Annotated in this window: 13 protein-coding genes; 3 read left to right on the top strand and 10 right to left on the bottom strand. The window is 70.2% G+C overall.

The annotated features are described in order from the left end of the window. Nucleotides 1–3: 3 nt before the first annotated feature. The 3 genes from mug to H295_RS0137445 form a co-directional block, all read right to left on the bottom strand. Nucleotides 4–504 carry a G/U mismatch-specific DNA glycosylase gene (gene mug / locus H295_RS0137460; protein ID WP_020140491.1) on the bottom strand — a complete coding sequence of 167 codons (501 nt, stop codon included), beginning with the start codon at nucleotides 502–504 and terminating at the stop codon, nucleotides 4–6. A gap of 44 nt (nucleotides 505–548) precedes the next feature. Continuing rightward, a complete protein-coding gene (gene purB, locus H295_RS0137455; protein WP_020140490.1) occupies nucleotides 549–1,988 on the bottom strand; it encodes an adenylosuccinate lyase in 1,440 nt (479 codons plus the stop codon). 469 nt (nucleotides 1,989–2,457) lie between these two features. Then, the gene (locus tag H295_RS0137445; protein ID WP_020140488.1) at nucleotides 2,458–3,402 is read right to left on the bottom strand and encodes an LLM class flavin-dependent oxidoreductase; all 945 of its coding nucleotides are present in this window, start codon (nucleotides 3,400–3,402) and stop codon (nucleotides 2,458–2,460) included. A 113-nt stretch (nucleotides 3,403–3,515) separates the two neighbouring features. Here H295_RS0137445 and H295_RS0137440 point away from each other — a divergent pair, with 113 nt between their 5' ends. Both H295_RS0137440 and H295_RS44180 read left to right on the top strand, forming a co-directional pair. Further along, nucleotides 3,516–3,983: a MarR family winged helix-turn-helix transcriptional regulator gene (locus tag H295_RS0137440; protein ID WP_020140487.1), complete on the top strand. Its 468-nt coding sequence runs from the start codon at nucleotides 3,516–3,518 to the stop codon at nucleotides 3,981–3,983. 606 nt (nucleotides 3,984–4,589) lie between these two features. Further along, nucleotides 4,590–6,251, top strand: coding sequence for a carboxylesterase/lipase family protein (locus H295_RS44180; protein WP_078616865.1), 1,662 nt, complete (start codon nucleotides 4,590–4,592; stop codon nucleotides 6,249–6,251). Between the two features lie 216 nt (nucleotides 6,252–6,467). On the opposite strand, the gene H295_RS0137430 is transcribed toward H295_RS44180, so the two are convergent. After that, entirely contained in the window at nucleotides 6,468–9,065 is a 2,598-nt protein-coding gene (locus H295_RS0137430) for a beta-glucosidase family protein (RefSeq protein WP_028810108.1), read from the bottom strand. A gap of 441 nt (nucleotides 9,066–9,506) precedes the next feature. On the opposite strand from H295_RS0137430, the gene H295_RS44870 reads away from it, so the two are divergent. Then, nucleotides 9,507–10,820 (top strand): ROK family protein, encoded by a 1,314-nt coding sequence (locus tag H295_RS44870; RefSeq protein ID WP_078616864.1) that lies wholly within the window; start codon nucleotides 9,507–9,509, stop codon nucleotides 10,818–10,820. 190 nt (nucleotides 10,821–11,010) lie between these two features. Here H295_RS44870 and H295_RS0137420 read toward each other — a convergent pair whose 3' ends face one another. The 6 genes from H295_RS0137420 to H295_RS0137395 all read right to left on the bottom strand — a co-directional run bounded on the left by H295_RS0137420 (nucleotide 11,011) and on the right by H295_RS0137395 (nucleotide 16,197). Beyond that, the gene (locus H295_RS0137420) at nucleotides 11,011–11,352 is read right to left on the bottom strand and encodes a DUF4326 domain-containing protein (RefSeq protein ID WP_028810107.1); all 342 of its coding nucleotides are present in this window, start codon (nucleotides 11,350–11,352) and stop codon (nucleotides 11,011–11,013) included. A 6-nt stretch (nucleotides 11,353–11,358) separates the two neighbouring features. Beyond that, nucleotides 11,359–12,132 (bottom strand): SGNH/GDSL hydrolase family protein, encoded by a 774-nt coding sequence (locus H295_RS0137415; RefSeq protein WP_020140482.1) that lies wholly within the window; start codon nucleotides 12,130–12,132, stop codon nucleotides 11,359–11,361. 69 nt (nucleotides 12,133–12,201) lie between these two features. Beyond that, a complete protein-coding gene (locus H295_RS0137410) occupies nucleotides 12,202–13,215 on the bottom strand; it encodes a hemolysin family protein (protein ID WP_020140481.1) in 1,014 nt (337 codons plus the stop codon). After that, entirely contained in the window at nucleotides 13,212–14,573 is a 1,362-nt protein-coding gene (locus tag H295_RS0137405) for a hemolysin family protein (protein WP_020140480.1), read from the bottom strand. The genes H295_RS0137410 and H295_RS0137405 overlap by 4 nt, the downstream gene beginning before the upstream one ends. A gap of 49 nt (nucleotides 14,574–14,622) precedes the next feature. Further along, nucleotides 14,623–15,048 (bottom strand): GNAT family N-acetyltransferase, encoded by a 426-nt coding sequence (locus tag H295_RS0137400; RefSeq protein WP_020140479.1) that lies wholly within the window; start codon nucleotides 15,046–15,048, stop codon nucleotides 14,623–14,625. A gap of 108 nt (nucleotides 15,049–15,156) precedes the next feature. Continuing rightward, nucleotides 15,157–16,197, bottom strand: a complete 1,041-nt coding sequence (locus H295_RS0137395; RefSeq protein ID WP_020140478.1) for an LLM class F420-dependent oxidoreductase — start codon at nucleotides 16,195–16,197, stop codon at nucleotides 15,157–15,159. Between the last annotated feature and the right edge of the window lie 18 nt (nucleotides 16,198–16,215).

Genomic DNA, 16,215 nt, shown 5'->3' with positions numbered 1-16,215 from the left:
CGGCTAGGCGTCCTCCGCCGCCACCCGAAGCCGCGCGAACTCCTCCGCCATCGTCGCCGCGGTCCAGTGCGCGTTGAGGCCGCTCGGATTGGGCAGCACCCACACCCGTGTGTCGCCGATGATCCGTTCCTGCGGCCCGACCTGCGCCTTGCGGTCGTCGAAAGCGGCGCGATAGGCGGTCACCCCCACCACGGCCAGCCACCGCGGCTTCAACCTGGCCACCTTCTCCGCCAGCAGCCGCCCGCCCTCGCGGTACTCCTCGGCGCTCAGCTCGTCCGCCCGCGCCGACGCCCGGGCCACGACATTGGTGATCCCGAGCCCGTACGACAGCAACTCGCCCTGCTCCGAAGGCTTCAGGAGCCTCGGAGTGAACCCGGACAGATGCAGCACCGGCCAGAAGCGGTTTCCGGGACGGGCGAAGTGATGGCCGGTGGCCGCCGTCATCAGCCCGGGATTGATGCCGCAGAACAGAACACGGAGGCCGTCCGCGACGACATCCGGCACGAGCCGGTCGCGGGCGGCCTCCAGGTCCGCGGGGGTGAACCGGGTCAGAGGATCGCCCCCGGCGTGTAGCCCGCGGCCGCCGGGTGCTGCTTGACGATCTCCTCGATCCGGCCGACCACGACGGCGACCTGGTCGGCCGCGGCGCCCGTGAAGGACAGCTTGTCGGCCATCAGCTCGTCGAGCTGGGCACGGTCGAGCGGGATGCGCTCGTCTGCGGCCAGCTTGTCGAGGAGTTCGTTGCGCTCGGCACCCTGCTCGCGCATCGCCAGCGCGGAGGCGACGGCGTTCTCCTTGATCGCCTCGTGCGCCACCTCACGGCCGACGCCCGCGCGCACCGCGCCCATCAGCACCTTGGTGGTGGCGAGGAACGGCAGGTAGCGGTCCAGCTCACGGGCCACGACAGCCGGGAAGGCGCCGAACTCGTCGAGCACGGTCAGGAAGGTCTCCAGGAGGCCGTCGAGCGCGAAGAACGCGTCCGGCAGCGCGACCCGGCGCACCACCGAGCAGGACACGTCGCCCTCGTTCCACTGGTCGCCCGCCAGCTCACCGGTCATCGAGGCGTAGCCGCGCAGGATGACCATGAGGCCGTTGACGCGCTCGCAGGACCGCGTGTTCATCTTGTGCGGCATCGCGGAGGAGCCGACCTGGCCCGGCTTGAAGCCCTCGGTGACCAGCTCGTGCCCGGCCATCAGCCGGATCGTCTTGGCGAGCGAGGACGGGGCCGCCGCCAGCTGCACCAGCGCGGTGACGACCTCGTAGTCCAGCGAGCGCGGGTAGACCTGGCCGACCGAGGTGAAAGCCTGCGAGAAGCCCAGGTGACCGGCGATCCGGTCCTCAAGGTCGGCCAGCTTGGCGGCGTCCCCGCCCAGCAGGTCCAGCATGTCCTGCGCGGTGCCGACCGGGCCCTTGATGCCGCGCAGCGGGTAGCGGCCGAGCAGCTCCTCCACGCGCGCGTAGGCCACGAGCAGCTCGTCGGCGGCGGTCGCGAAACGCTTGCCGAGGGTGGTGGCCTGCGCGGCCACGTTGTGCGAGCGGCCGGCCATGACCAGCTCGCCGTACTCGCCCGCGAGCTTGCCCAGACGCGCCAGGACGGCCACCGCGCGGTCGCGGATCAGCTCCAGGGAGAGCCGGATCTGGAGCTGCTCGACGTTCTCGGTGAGGTCGCGGGAGGTCATGCCCTTGTGGACCTGCTCGTGCCCGGCGAGGTCGTTGAACTCCTCGATCCGCGCCTTCACGTCGTGCCGCGTGACCTTCTCGCGCTCGGCGATCGAGGCCAGGTCGACGGTGTCCAGGACCCGCTCGTAGTCGGCGAGCGCCTGCTCCGGCACCTCGATCCCGAGGTCCTTCTGCGCCCGCAGCACGGCGAGCCAGAGCTGACGCTCCAGCTTCACCTTCTGCTCGGGCGACCAGAGCGTGGCGAGCTCGGCGGAGGCGTAGCGGCCGGCGAGAACGTTCGGGATGCGGGGCTTGGCGGGAGCAGTCACGTGTACGGAGTTTACCGGGCGTCCGTACAGGCTCCGAACCGTCCTTCTGATGTAGGAACGTACAGGTCAGAGGCCGCAGGGCGGTTCTGGCTGCGTCCTGTCGCGAGAGGTTTGTGAGACGGGTGCGAGATGGCGGCACTGGATCACGGCGCCGGCAGAGGCTCCAGGGGGCGTTTGTGAAGGCGCGGGCGCTAGGGGCATCCGTGGGCAAGGACGGCCTTCACGTCGACACATCGGATCTTTCGGATCTTGGTGTGGGTGGTGTCGTGACGGCGCTGCCACCGCTTGAGGTGGCGTGCCTTGAACAGAACCTGCGCGTCGAGCGTCGGTGCGAGGGCGGCCAGCACGCCGATCGCCTCGCGGACGTAGCTTCGTCAGGTTGCGGGGCCTTCAACTACCGCACGTCACCGGCAGGTTGGAAGAAGCTCAGTGTCTTCGCGAGTGGCGAGTGGCGAGTGGCGAGCGGTCGTCAGCGGACGTCTCCGGTTTTGCTGCGTACGGGCGTGATGATCTCGTCGGTGAGCCATCGCGTGACCTGTGGGGGATAGGGGCTGCGCAGGCTCAGCACGATGTGCGTCACGCCGGCGGCGATGAGTTCCGTTATGGCCTTGCGGTCGGCTGCCGGGTCGTCGTAGGAGACGATGTACTGAACGGAGCGGGTGATCGTCCGCGGATCACGGCCGATGGCCGCGCAGTGGTCATCCAGGACGGCGCTGCGGTCGGTGATGTAGTCAAGTGTGTTGTGCGGTGGGCCGGGGATGTTCCAGATGTCGGCGTGTTCGGCGACGAGGCGGAGTGTTCGGTTTCCCCAGCCTCCGATCAGCAGGGGCGGGCCTGGTTGCTGGACGGGCTTGGGCTCGTTGCGGTTGCCGGTGAGGGTGTAGTAGCGGCCATGGAAGTCGAAGACGTCCCGGGTCCACATGCCGCGAAGGATGGCGATGGTCTCCTCCAGGCGGGCGATGCCTCCGGCGGGCGGGACGAGTGTGAGTCCGTAGGCGGCGTACTCCGCGGCGGCCGGGTTCTCGCCGGCGATCCCGCCCGCGTCGGGCGGCTGTACGGTGCCGCCCACGCCGAGGCCCATGATCAGGCGGCCGCCGGAGATCACGTCGACGGTGGTGGCGATTTTGCCGAGGACGGCGGGCGGCCGGATCCGATTGCTCGTCACGAGCAGGCCCAGGCGCAGCCGCTGGGTTCGGGCGGCCAGGGCGCTCAGCAACGTCCATCCTTCGAGGACCTGGCCGTCCCTGGGGCCGACGATCGGCATGAGGTGGTCCCACAACCAGGCGTCCGCGATCTCCGGCAGCTCGTCGGCCTCCTCCCACACGCGCAGGATGTCTTGGTAGGGGACCCGCATCGGGGTGGTCTTGATACCGAACGTCACGGAGGTATCGGAGGAGTGGAACTGGTCGGACATGGTTGCCACGCGCCCTTCGAGTCGACGCGTCACCGGTGACGGCGACGGCACAGTACCGTCACCGTAGCGGATCATCAGCGATGCTGACTATCAGTCTTCGATACGATGCGGCCATGACGCACCACGCACCGCCCGAGGTCCTCACCTCCCGCCTCGGTTATCTGCTCAAGCACGCGTACCTGCGGCTGACCGAGGAGTCCTCACTGGCCTTGGCTCCGTATGGGATCGATGGCCGCGAACTGGCCGTTCTCGTCGTCCTCGACGCACATGACGAGCTGTCCCAACTGGACGTGGCGGGGAAACTGGGCATCGACCGCACGACGATGGTGGCTCTCGTGGATGCCCTGCAGGACAAGGAACTCGTCGAGCGGCGCCGCAGTCCCCAGGATCGGCGCAAGAACATCGTGCAGCTGACGACCGCGGGCCAAAAGCGCCTGCAGAACGCCGAATCTGCCCGCCAGGAGATGGAACGCCGCTTCCTCGCCCCACTCTCCAGCGCAGACGCCGCGCGCCTGGTCCGCTCCTTGCAGTCCCTGGTCGGTGCCCCGCTGGGCACCGACCGGACGCCTGGCTCGACATGACGAGCCTGCTGTGGCCCCCTGGCCCCTCCGGGACGAGTCCAGCCGAACCAGCGACGCCGCAGCCGGCCGTCACGGTCCCGGCGGCCCGCCTGTGAGCTTGCCGCGTAATGACGTGGAAACGCCTGCCTGCGCGGCAAGAACTCGAACTGCGGCAGGGTTGCCGTGCTTCACGAACGAACCCCAGTAGCGCACCATCCCCGGACAACTGCTGCTGTTCGGGAGTGAGCAGCTTCGAGTGCGCCGAGGGCAACAGGTAGGCCATGTCGCCGGCATGCGAAGCCCCGGGTCATACCTGGTCGAGGGCCCGCCGGTAGGCGGGTGTGGGTCGTTGAACTCGTAGTAGAAGGTGCGCGGTGGCGCTTCAAGGGCTGGGCCGTGAGGCGCTGGTACTGGCAGCCCCCGAGACCGTGGAAGGCGCTGCTGTCGCCCCACAGGGGACGGAAGGCGTAGGCGCCCGTGAACATCCGCCGCACCCCGGGGTCGCGCATCTCGCCGCGCAGTCCGGTGAGCGAACCGATCACGGTGGTCCCGCGCGGGCCAGGTGGTGCACTGTGCGGCGCACCTGCTTCTCGTACATCCCGCGGACCTTCTCAAGAAGAGGACGACATGCTGGGTTTCTTCAGAGGCGGAACCACACAAAAACGGCGGACAACCCTGCGCGGGGGCCTGGTGGCGCTGGCCACCGCGTGCCTCGCGGTGGCGTTGACCACGCCGGTCACTGCCGCACCGGCGGGCAGCGGCGGACTCGTCGTCGCGACCGACACCGGCAAGCTCCAGGGCAAGCACGCCGACTCGGCCGACCAGTACCTCGGTGTCCCCTACGCCGCCGCACCTGTCGGCACGTTGCGCTGGCAGCCTCCGCGACGGGCCACATCGTGGTCGGGGGTACGAAAGGCGACCGAGTACGCGGCCCAGTGCCTGCAGTCGGGCGGGCGTGGCACCACGTCCGCCACCATGGACAGTGAGGACTGCCTGTACCTCAACGTCTACACACCGACGGGCGCAAACACCGGGCACAAGCGCCTCCCGGTGCTCCTCTGGATCCACGGCGGTTCGCTCAAGAACGGCTCCGGCAACGAGTACGACGGCTCGCAGATCGCCGACAGCCAGAACGCCGTGGTCGTCTCCATCAACTACCGGCTCGGTGTGTTCGGATACCTCAACGTGCCCGGCCTCAGCGCCGACGGCGACGGAAACTACGGCATGCTCGACCAGATCGCTGCCCTGGAATGGACCCAGCGCAACATCGCCTCGTTCGGCGGCGACCCCGGCCAGGTGACCATCGCCGGCGAGTCCGCCGGCGCCATTTCGGTGTGTGGACTGGTCGCCTCGCCGAAGGCCGGCCGTCTGTTCAGCAAAGCGATCATGGAGAGCGGCGTCTGCGAGAGCCTCACGCGGACCGAGGCCACCGCGCGGAGCACGGCCTACGCGAACGCGGTCGGCTGCACCGGCCCCGCGACACTGGCCGCCTGTCTGCGCACCCGGTCGGCCGACGAGCTCCTGGCAGCGTCCGGCAGCCTCGCCGACAGTTCCGGCACCCTGCTGCCCACCTCGGGAACAGCGGAACTCCCACTCCCCCCGGGCACGGCACTCAGCTCCGGACGCTTCAACCACGTCCCGGTGCTGATCGGCGTCAACCATGACGAAGCGCGCATGTTCGCTCTCTCCTACTCGGCGGCCACCGAGGCCCAGTACGAACAGGCCATGCGTGACCAGTACGGCACCGCCGCCGACGCGGTCCTCGCCCGCTACCCCTACCGGTCCTACCCGAGTCCGTACACCGCAACGTATGCGGTGGGCGACGTGTGGACGGACAGCGGCTACATGATCGGCCTCGGCGGTTGCCCTGCGGAGCAGTTGGGACAGGACTTCGCCGACGAACAGGCTCGTACGTACTTCTACGAGTTCGACGACCAGGACGCCCCGTCAGCGCTGTCCGCCGCGCTGCCGGGCTTCGACGCCGGTGCCGCGCACGCTACGGAACTCCCCTACCTCTGGGCCCACTTCGGTGGCGATGAGCCCCTGTCGGCGCAGTTCACCACGACACAGCGCCGACTCGCGAAGGAGATGACCGACTACTGGGGATCCTTCATCCGCACCGGCTCCCCGAACACGCATGCGCCCCATCAGGCCGCCTGGCCCTCCTATCGCAGCGGCCACCTGATGTCGCTGCGTCCCGGCGGCAGCGCGGCGATCACGAGTGCCGCGTACAAGACCGACCACCAGTGCGGCTTCTGGAACAGCATCGACGCACAGTCCGGCCGTTGACACGTAGGCATGTGAGGTCTGCTCCGCCGTTCCTGGGACGCCGCTGACGTCCAGGCAGGAGCAGCCGGTGCGGGGTGACCAGCGGCCACCGTTGATCCGTCAGTGCCCTTCCGCCGACTGACGATCAACGGTGGCCGAGGCCCTGGATACCAGCCAGGCATGCCGCCGACGGTTGAGGCGCGGCTCGCGGGAACCGCGGACGGGTGACCGGTTCGGTCAGCGTCCGGTGATGTTCACCTGCCGGCTGAGCGCGATGTCGCGGGCGGATGCGCCGACCAGCACGTCACGGGGGCCGGTGGCGAGGGTCCAGCCGGTTTTGTCGCTCCAGTACCGGAGCTGCCGCGGCGCGATGTGCAGGGTGACTCTGCGGCCCCGTCCGGGCTTCACCGTGACCCTCTCGTACGCGGCCAGCGCCTTGGGTGCGAACTGTACGCCGCTGGGCGCCTGTCGGGGTGCGCCGAGGTAGACCTGCACCACGTCGGTTCCCTCGGTGCGGCCGGTGTTGGTGACCGTGACGGTGACGTCGAGTCCGCCGTCGCGGGAGTGTGCGACCCGCAGGTCGTCGTGGCGGAACGTGGTGTAGGACAGGCCGTACCCGAAGGGGAAGAGCGGTGTTTGCCCGGTGGCTTCGAAGTGGCGGTAGCCGATGTTGATGCCTTCGGAGTAGGTGGTCACCCCGTCGACCCCCTTGCTGGACCGCTCCGGGTGGGCGGGGTCGTGGGCGACCTCCTGGGAGATGTCCTTGGGCCAGGTGAAGGGGAGCCGGCCGCTGGGGTTGACCGCGCCGAGCAGGATGTCCGCGGCCGCGACACCGGCCTGGTCACCGCCGAAGTAGGTGTCCAGGACCGCGTTCACCTTGTCCAGCCAGGGCAGCGCTACCGGCTGGTTGGCCTGGAGCACCACGATGGTGTTCGTGTTGACGGCGGCGATGTCGGCGACCAACTGGTCCTGGTCGTCCGGGAGCGCGGCCGACAGGTCCCCGGACCCGGTGTTCCACACGAAGACCACGGCTGTTCTCGCCTTTCGCGCGGCGGCGACGGCGGCGTCGTGGTCTGCCTTGGCCTGCTCGGGGGTGACCCAGTTGAGACGTATCTGGACGGGGGCCCCGGAGACGTCGGGGGCGGCGGTGACGGACACCGTGTGCGGCCCGGCCTTGAGATGCACCTTGGTACGGCCGTTGGCGAGGCCGTCCGTGGTCGCGGTGGGCGCGTTGCCGTCGGTGGCGTGGACGACGCCGTAACGGGGCGCGGCGCCGAATCCCGCGCCCACCGTGGTGAGCGTCCTGCCGTCGACGACGAGCTTGCCGGTGGCGCCGAGGGCCTGGATGTTGAGCCAGTAGTCGCCCTCGGTGGGGACGGTCAGGGTGCCGGTCCAGGTGGCGGCGGTGCCCGGGGGCAGGGCGTCGCCGCCCGCGGTGGTGAAGTCGAGGACGCTGTCGGTACGGGTGGCGCCGTCGGTGGTGCGCACCAGTCCCGCCGCGCCGTCGTGGCCGAGCGCGGAGGCGGGCACGGGGGAGCCGGTGAGGTCGCCGCCGACCGCGTAGGTGATCCGGGCGTTCTTGGCCCGGGCGCGCAACGCGTTGAGGGCACTGGTCTGTTCGCCCAGCAGACCTCCGGCCGCCTCACCGCCGCTGTTGGTGGCGATGGTCTGTCCGGCGCCGGCGCCGATGAGGGCGAGCGAGCCCAGGTCGGAGGCGTTCAGCGGCAGGGCACCGTTCTTGTTCTTCAGCAGCGTGGCCGACCGCTGCGCCGTCCGGAGCAGGACTGCCTGGTTCCGGGCGGTCTTCAGGGGGGTGACGGTGTGTTTGGAGGCGCCGGTCAGCAGGCCGAAGCGGTCCATCTGGTACAGGATGCGCCCCACGGCGCGAGTGACGGTGGCTTCCGTCACCGTCCCGTCCGCGAGGGCCGCCTTCATCTTCTCCTTGGTGAAGTAGGGGGTGATCGAGACGCCACTGGGGCCGCCACCGCCCGGCATCTCCATGTCCAGGCCCGCGTTGATGGACGTGGTGCCGTGGTTGGCGCCCCAGTCGGAGGTCACGAAGCCCTTGAACCCGAGTTCCCCGCGCAGCACGGTGGTGAGCAGGTACGCGTTGTGGCTCGCGTACTCGCCGTTGACCTTGTTGTACGACGACATCACCGAGGTGACACCGGCCTTGACGGCGGCGTCGAACGGCTGGAGATACACCTCGTGCAGGGTCTGCGAGTCCACTACGACGTCGTTGCCGCCGTCGTATGCGATGTAGTGCTTGACCTGCGCCATGGTGCCCTGGCTCTGGATGCCGGTGATCACCGCGGCGCCGGTCCGGGCGGTCAACAGGGGATCCTCGCCGTACGTGTTGAAGCCCCGGCTCCAGCTGGTGTCCCGGTCCAGATTGACGAAGGGCTCCAGGACGAGGTCCTGCCCCAGCGACCTCGCGTCGCGCCCGATGACCTTGCCGTTCTCCTCGGCGTCCGCGGTGCTGAAGGTGGCTGCCAGAGCCATGGTGGACGTCATGCCGGTGGAGTCCCGGCGGGTGATGACTCCGGGCGGACCGTCGCTCAGCCGCAGTGGCGGGATGCCGAGCCGGGGCACACCGGCGAGGTAGCCGGCCTCGTACTCGTTGGTCGCGGCATTCTCCGGCTGCCCCTCGATCATGGACAGCTTCTCGTCGAGCGTCATCACGGCGAGCAGGCGGTCGACCCTGCTGTTCCCGGTCACCCGGGCCACGCCACCGCGTGCCTCCGCGGGCCCGGCCCCGGCGGCCACACCGGTGGCGGCGGCAGCGGTCGCGACCGCCGCCGCGACGAAACTTCTGCGCGAAATACTTGGTCTCATGCGGCACCTCGGCAGTGTTGGCGAACACGAGGCGAATCGGCTCGGCCTTCGTGTTCAAGGAGTGAAATCAAAGAAGGCCGGATCCCTGTGCCCGGCTCGGAGAGCTTTCCTCTGGCCATCAATCGAACGTCATCGGCGGGAGGACGGTAGGCGCCAGGTTTCCGGCACGTCAACGATCCGGACAGGAACGAGAAAGGTGAATTGACCCGACGGTCGGGGAATCGGCAGGTCACGCAGCTGGCCACGGAGCTCCGTTACTCCCTCTTGAATTCGGCCTGGATCGGGCCTAATCCCTTCGCTGTATGAAGCATTGACGGTCGTGTTCGGCCGTTCTACCTTCATTCCGTTACGGCTTTTACGTCACCGGCCGGCGGCGGCAGCGCGTTCTCGATATCGCGGCTCGGCACGTGGCCGCCCGACCAATGGATTTACGATCTGGCGATGAATCGCGAAACGGCCGCACTGCGCCCGGGTGAGCAAAGCGTTCTTCTTGCCCTTCAGTCCCTCGGCAGGGCGAGCCGGCGACAGCTCTCGCTGGTGACGGGACTGCCCCGCACCACTCTCACGGCCGCCGTCAGCGGCCTGCTCGAGCGCGGGCTGCTGGTCGAGGACGAGGACACAGCGCCCCGTGCGGGCGCAGGCCGGCCCGCCACCGTGCTGCACATCGCACTCGCCAACCGCACCGTCGCCGTCGTCGAGTTCGGCCACCACGTGCAGGCGACGACCCTGGTGAGTTACGACGGACGCGTACTGGGCCGGGCCGACCTGCCGGCCCGAGCCGAACGGTCGATGTCCGCGGTCATCACGGGTATCACGGAGAACATCAAGCGCATGACGGCGACACCGCCCGACTCGATGGTCGTCGCACTGGGCATGCCGGTGCTCAGGGACGGCCGGGGGCTCTGGCACGCCCGCCCGCACGGGCCTGGCGGCCCTTCGCGAGCCGCGCCCGTACCGGCCTGGAGGCCTGCCGGTCCCGTACCGGCCTGGATGCGGGCCGATCCCGTACTGGCCCTCGAAGCAGCATTCATGCTGCCCCTTCAGGTGGCCAACGACGCGAATCTCGCCGCACTCGGTGAGGCCGAGCACGGTGCTGCCCGAGGTGCCAGAGCGGCCGTCTGCCTCAGCGTACTGAGAGGCTACGGCGCCGGAATCGTGATCAACGGCCGTCTCTTCAACGGCGCCGCAGGTGTTGCCGGGGAACTGGCCCATGTCAGCGTCAGCGAGGACGGCACCCTCTGCGCGTGCGGCGGCCGCGGCTGCCTCGCCACCACCCCTCGTGGCCATCTGGCCCACCCGGGCGACCTGTTGGCCTTCTTCGACGAGGCCACGGGCATGCATGACGTGCTCGGCCGAGCACAGCACGATCCGCGGGCACAGCACTATCTCATCGACATCGGCCGCACCCTCGCCGAGCCCCTCGCGGGTTTCCTCACCCTGCTCAACCCCGACACCCTCGTCGTCGACGCCGACCTCGGAGCGGGCGCCACCTTCGTGATCTCAGGGCTGCAGGCGGCCCTGCGACGGCGGGTCGCGCCGCCCGCCTTCCAGGCTCTTCGCATCGTGCCTGGGGAACTCGCCCGGCATGCCATTGCCGTGGGCGGGGCGGTACTTGCCCGCCAGCGCTACATCGAGGCACTGGTGAGTCCCCAACGAAGGTTGAGGACAGGGGAGTCGCAGACGCGACAGCGGCAGGGCGGTTCAGGTGCAGGGGCGGAAAGGACCGGTTCAGCCGGCGGACTGACTGCCCTATGAGGAGTGGGAGTGTTCGCGATGGTGGCCGTGCACCTACCCAACCGCCCCAGGCCGTGCAACCGTCGCTTTCTCCGCCACTGTGACCGAGACGACCCTCAACCGGGCACTGGTCTCCGCGTGAGCGCCGGTGAGTGTGCGGGTTCTACTGGCGATCCGTGCAGGCCGGCGCCGGGGCCCCGTTCGTCGGAACCTACGAGAGCGTTTCCGCGAGCTCCGCCAGGACACCGGCGTGGCACAGTTCGGGTGCGCACCAGCAGGCCAGCGCCCTGCCCCGCAGCTCGGGCACCAGGGCGAGCAGATCCGGCCGCTCCAGCAGGTACGCCCGGTACTTCGCCATCACCTCGGCCCGCGTGCCGTCCCTGCGGCGCGTGGGGGTGTCGTAGGCGAAGGGGTTGTAGAGGGGGTGTCTCGGCAGGTCCCAGCCGCCCATTGTCCAGCGGCGGCCGACGTAGACGAGGTCGGCGGGCGCGTGTTCCAGCCGGGGGCCGTACTCGTGGAGCCGGCCCCGGACGTTCACCACGCGCGTGTGCACGGTGTCCTAGCGGTCGTAGGGCAGGAGGTCGGGGCGCTTGGGCGGCATGCCGTCCCCCGAGGAGCGGCCCGTCAGGCGGCGGCCGATCCAGGGCAGAAGGTGCTGCCGGGTGAAGCGGACGTCAGCGATCCGGCGGGCCAGCCACTTCGGCGGCACGGTGGCCGGCAGCGGAGTACGCCACTCCGTGTCCTCGGGGTCGTAGCCGAGGGTCTGCCACACCGCTTCGGCGACGCGGCGGTGGCCCTCGGCCGTCAGGTGCAGCCGGTCCACGTCCCACATGCGCTGGTCGGAGAGCGAGGGCGCGCCGTACAGATCGACGACCAGAGCGCCGTGCCGGGCGGCGAGCTCGTCGACGACCGTGAACAGCTCCTCCATGCGCGGCCGGAAACGCACCTGGACCGGCCCCTCACGGCCGGGGCTGCGCATCAGCACCAGCTGCTTGCAGGACGGGGCGAGTCGCTCCACCGCCTCCGTCAGCAGGTCGCGCACCCGGACCATGTCGACCTTGGGCCGCAGGGTGTCGTTGAGACCGCCCACCAGCGTGATCACGTCCGCCTGCATCGCCGCGGCCACATCGACCTGCTCGTCGACGATCTGCTGGATCAGCTTGCCGCGCACCGCGAGGTTCGCGTAGCGGAAGCCGGGCGTCACGGCGGCCATCCGGCCGGCGAGGAGATCGGCCCAGCCCCGGTAGGTGCCGTCCGGGAGCAGGTCCGACATGCCCTCGGTGAAGGAGTCGCCGACCGCGACCAGGCTGGAGTAAGTGGGATTCGTCTGCATGGCGGAAGAAATCGTATCCCGTGCACATACCCGACGGTCGGTCGCCCCTGGATCACTCGGAGCCACCGCTCACACCCGTCGACCGAACAGCTCGCGCAGCACGTCCTCCATCGTCACCAGGCCCGCGAGGCGCCCGTCCGCTCCCAGGACCGCCGCCAGATGGGTACGGCTGCGCCGCATCGCCGTCAGGACGTCGTCCAGGGGTGTGCTCTCCCGGATCCGGGCGATCGGCCGCATGTCGCGCACCGAGAACGGCAGGTCCCGCGGCGAGGCGTCCAGCGCGTCCTTGACGTGCAGATAGCCGACGATCCGCCGCCCCTCGTCCACCACCGGGAAGCGCGAGAACCCGGACTCGGCCGACAGCGCCTCCAACTGCTCCGGGGTGACGCCCACGCGCGCGTACACGACCCGCTCCAGCGGCATCACCACGTCCCGCACCGGCCGGCGGCCCAGTTCCAGCGCGTCGTGCAGCCGCTCCCGTGCCCGCTCGTCGATCAGGCCCGCCTCACCGGAGTCCCGGACGATCCGGGCCAGCTCGGCGTCCGAGAAGGTGGCCGTGACCTCGTCCTTCGTCTCCACCCGCAGGAGTTTCAGCAGGGCGTTGGCGAAGGCGTTGATCGCGAAGATCACCGGGCGCAGCCCGCGCGCCAGGGTGACCAGGGGCGGTCCCAGCATCAGCGCGCTGCGCACCGGTTCCGCGAGCGCGATGTTCTTCGGGACCATCTCGCCGAGCAGCATGTGCAGATAGGTCGCCAGGGCCAGCGCGATGACGAAGGACACCGCGTGCCCCGCGCCCTCCGGCACGCCCACCGCGTGGAACACCGGCTCCAGCAGATGCGCGATGGCCGGCTCCGCGACCACACCCAGGACCAGCGTGCACAACGTGATCCCGAGCTGAGCGGCCGCCATCAGCGCGGAGACGTGCTCCAGGCCCCACAGCACGCTCTTCGCCCGCCGGTCGCCCTGTTCGGCGTAGGTCTCGACCTGGCTGCGCCGCACCGAGATCAGTGCGAACTCCGCGCCCACGAAGAAGGCGTTGACGACGAGGGTCGCCAGACCGATCAGCAGCTGGACGACGGTCATTCGGCCCCCTCCCCGGACTTCCGTACGGCCCCTTCGGACTCCCCGGAGCTGTCGATCGGCGGCGCGTGCAGCAGCACCCGCGCGGCCCGGCGCCCCTGCGCGTCCACCACGTCCAGCCGCCAGCCGGCGACCTCCACCGAGTCGCCGACGGCCGGGATCCGCCCGAGCTCCGTCGCCACCAGGCCTGCCAGCGTCTCGTACGGCCCCTCGGGCGGCCGCAGGCCCACTCGGGCGAGCTGGTCCGTCCGTGCCGAACCGTCGGCGTGGAACAGCTGCCTGCCCTCGTCGTCGGTGCCGGCGGGGGCCAGGTCGGGGGTCTCGTGCGGGTCGTGCTCGTCCCGCACCTCGCCGACCACCTCCTCGACGATGTCCTCCAGCGTGGCCACGCCCGCGGTTCCGCCGTACTCGTCGATGACTACCGCCATCGTCCGTTTGCCGGACAGCCGGTCCAGCAGCCGGTCCACGGTGAGGGACTCCGGCACCAGCAGCGGCTCACGCAGCAGCTCGGCGACCGAGGCCCGGGGCCGCCGTTCGGCCGGTACCGCGAGCACGTCCTTGATGTGCGCGATGCCCACCACCGAGTCGAGGCTGCCGCGGTAGACGGGGAACCGGGACAGCCCGGTCGCGCGCGTCACGTTCGCCACGTCCTCGCAGGTCGCCTGGACGTCGAGGGCGACCACCTGCACGCGCGGGGTCATCACGTTCTCCGCCGTCAGGTCGGCGAGGTTGAGCGTGCGCACGAACAGTTCGGCGGTGTCCGCCTCCAGCGCGCCCTCGCGCGCGGAGTGCCGGGCGAGCGCGGCCAGCTCCTGCGGCCCGCGCGCCGAGGCCAGCTCCTCCGCGGGCTCCACGCCGAAGCGCCGTACGACCCGGTTGGCGGTGTTGTTGAGATGCGTGATGAAGGGGCGGAAGGCCGCGCTGAACCAGCTCTGCGCGGTGCCCACCCGCTTGGCCACCGCCAGCGGCGAGGAGATCGCCCAGTTCTTCGGCACCAGCTCGCCCACCACCATCAGGAACACGGTGGACAGCGCGGTGCCGAGCACCAGCGCCAGCGACCTCGACGTGGACGCCGGGATCCCGAGCGACTCCAGCGGCCCGGCGATCAGCGCCGCGATCGACGGTTCGGCGAGCATGCCGACGACCAGGTTGGTGACGGTGATCCCGAGCTGCGCCCCGGACAGCTGGAACGTCAGGTTCCGTACGGCCTTCAGGGCGCCGGACGCACCCCGCTCGCCGCGCTCCGCCGCACGCTCCAGCTGTCCGCGCTCGACCGTCGTCAGCGAGAACTCCGCGGCCACGAAGGCACCGCAGGCCAGCGACAGCAGGATCGCGACCAGCAGAAGGAGCACTTCGGTCATCGGGTCACCTCCGTCCCATGATCGGACAGGGTCCCCAGGATCGCCCGTCCTAGCCGGCGAAGGGCTTCACCCAGCGCCGCCACTTCTCCTCGGGCGCATACCCAGCGGCGCGCCACGCGTGCTGTGCGGTTTCGTTGCGCACCAGCACCATCGCGTCCCCGCGCCGCCCGCCCAGCCGTACGAAATGCTCCTCGGCGGCCGTGAGCAGCGCGGCCCCGATGCCCCGCCGCCTGCGCTCGGGGTGCACCGCGAGCCGGTACAGATGGCACCGCCAGCCGTCGAAGCCCGCGATCACCGTCCCCACCAGCTCACCGTCGAGCTCCGCGAGGATCAGCGCCTCGGGGTCGCGGGACACCAGGCGCTCCACGCCGTCCCGGTCGTCGCTGATGCTCGTGCCTTCGGCGGCCTGCTTCCAGAAGGCCAGCACGGTGTCCAGGTCGTCGGGCACGGCGGCCCGTATGCGCAGGTCGGTCATACGGCGATCCCATCACGCGAGACGGCACGGCACCCGGAATTCCACCATCCGGACGTCTGCCGCCCGGCGGCTCCGCCGGTACCGCCCCGCAGGACCCGGCCTCGGCGACTAGCGCCCCCGCAGCTCCGCCATCACCGGTGCGAACGCCTCCATGGACGCCTCCAGCACCGTCAGGTACGTGAAGCCGTACCGCTCGCGCTGGGCCAGCACCTGGGCGACGATCTCCTCGACCGTGCCGATCAGCATGATGGGCAGGTCGAGGGCCTGCTGAAGGGTGAGGTCCGGGAACCGGTGCAGGAACGGGGTGGCGACGGCCTCCCGGTCGTCGGTGACGACCACCGTCTGGACGAGCAGGTTCAGTTCGGCCGGTTCCTTGCGGCCCTCGGCCAGCCGCCGGTAGTGCGCGACGCGTTCGTCGAGCTGCTCGGCGGTGGTCGGGATCAGCTTGCCGGTCGTGTTCCCCGGCACCAGCGTCGCCCCGGTGAAGGCCGTGATGTCGGCGTGCTCGGCGGACAGCCGCAGCATCCGGTTGCCGATCCCGCCGATCAGCAGGGGCACCCGGGGCCGCTGCACCGGCCGCGGCACGTGGTCCTCGGCGGACAGCAGCCGTTCCAACTCCTCGACCGTGTGCCGGAGATGGTCCACCCGCTCGCCCGCCGACCCGAAGGGCAGCCCGGCCCGGTCGTGCTCGGACTGCACATAGCCGGTGCCCAGGCCCAGTTCGAGGCGGCCCCCGGTGAGGACGTCCACCGTGGCGGCCTCGCGGGCGAGCAGCGCCGGGTTCCAGAAGCCGGCGTTGAGCACGAACGTGCCGAGCCGTGGCCGCTCGGTGACCTCCGCCGCCGCGACCAGCGCCGGGAAGGGCGCGACCTTGCCGAGATGGTCGGGGACCAGGATGACGTCGTACCCGAGCTCCTCGGCCTGCCGGCACCTGGAGCGCCAGACCTCGTCGGTGGCGGCGGCGGTCAGATTGACGGCGAAGCGGAAGGGGCGCGGCCGAAGGGGGTGGGGGTGATCTTGCCGGGACCTATCGGGGCGGGGCTCATCGGGGCTGGACCCGTCACGGCGGGTGTGATCGGGCCGGGGTTCGTCAGGGCGGGTCTGATCGGGGCGCGGCTCATCCAGGCGAGGCTGATCGGCGTGGGGCATGAACTCTCCTCAGCGGTA

Source organism: Streptomyces sp. 351MFTsu5.1, assembly GCF_000383655.1.
GTDB classification, from domain to species: domain Bacteria; phylum Actinomycetota; class Actinomycetes; order Streptomycetales; family Streptomycetaceae; genus Streptomyces; species Streptomyces griseorubiginosus.
This window is presented reverse-complemented; position numbering and strand designations above follow the sequence as displayed.

Excerpts from the sequence above, each read along its gene's own strand:
- H295_RS0137410 (WP_020140481.1), bottom strand. The coding sequence starts at position 13,215 with ATGACCGTCGTCCAGCTGCTGATCGGTCTGGCGACCCTCGTCGTCAAC.
- H295_RS0137445 (WP_020140488.1), bottom strand. The coding sequence starts at position 3,402 with ATGTCCGACCAGTTCCACTCCTCCGATACCTCCGTGACGTTCGGTATC.
- H295_RS0137415 (WP_020140482.1), bottom strand. The coding sequence starts at position 12,132 with ATGCAGACGAATCCCACTTACTCCAGCCTGGTCGCGGTCGGCGACTCC.
- H295_RS0137395 (WP_020140478.1), bottom strand. The coding sequence starts at position 16,197 with ATGCCCCACGCCGATCAGCCTCGCCTGGATGAGCCGCGCCCCGATCAG.
- H295_RS44870 (WP_078616864.1), top strand. The coding sequence starts at position 9,507 with ATGAATCGCGAAACGGCCGCACTGCGCCCGGGTGAGCAAAGCGTTCTT.
- H295_RS0137405 (WP_020140480.1), bottom strand. The coding sequence starts at position 14,573 with ATGACCGAAGTGCTCCTTCTGCTGGTCGCGATCCTGCTGTCGCTGGCC.
- H295_RS0137430 (WP_028810108.1), bottom strand. The coding sequence starts at position 9,065 with ATGAGACCAAGTATTTCGCGCAGAAGTTTCGTCGCGGCGGCGGTCGCG.
- H295_RS0137400 (WP_020140479.1), bottom strand. The coding sequence starts at position 15,048 with ATGACCGACCTGCGCATACGGGCCGCCGTGCCCGACGACCTGGACACC.
- H295_RS0137440 (WP_020140487.1), top strand. The coding sequence starts at position 3,516 with ATGACGCACCACGCACCGCCCGAGGTCCTCACCTCCCGCCTCGGTTAT.
- H295_RS44180 (WP_078616865.1), top strand. The coding sequence starts at position 4,590 with ATGCTGGGTTTCTTCAGAGGCGGAACCACACAAAAACGGCGGACAACC.